The organism is Ancylomarina sp. 16SWW S1-10-2, assembly GCF_009669305.1.
Taxonomy (GTDB): domain Bacteria; phylum Bacteroidota; class Bacteroidia; order Bacteroidales; family Marinifilaceae; genus Ancylomarina.
In genome coordinates, this window is record NZ_SADB01000292.1 from 1 (window position 1) to 401 (window position 401).

Sequence of the window (401 nt, forward strand, 5' to 3'; positions counted from 1 at the left end):
ACCCAAGAGGGCGAGCCCCCCGAGGAGGAGAAGGCCCACCTGGTAGGGGTAGAGCACCACCCCCTCCACCAACTTGGCGTAGTTTTCCAAGGAGGGCTCGGGCACGTAGGGGATGACCTTGGCGTCCAGCAGGAGAAACCCCGTGTCCGGCCTGCGGAAGCTGAAGAGGTTGTTGGTGGGGTCAAAGCTGGCGGCCACCACCTGCACCACGGGGTAGTAGACGAGGAGGATCAGGATCCAGAGGAAGAGGTGGGTCACCCCCTGCCAGAAAAGGGGCCAGGGGCTTCGCTTGCGCCCTTGGATACGGTTGGCCAAGGCGGTGTGAATCACGCTGTAAAGGAGAAGCAGGAGGACCAGGCCCAGAAGGATGCCCAGGGCATAGGCCCAGCCGTAGGGCACGA

1 protein-coding gene is annotated in these 401 nt (G+C 63.6%); it reads right to left on the minus strand.

Translation table 11 applies throughout. From position 1 onward, the window contains the following. On the minus strand, positions 1 to 401 hold a 401-nt coding region (locus EMN46_RS19270; RefSeq protein WP_229130450.1), incomplete at both ends, for a hypothetical protein.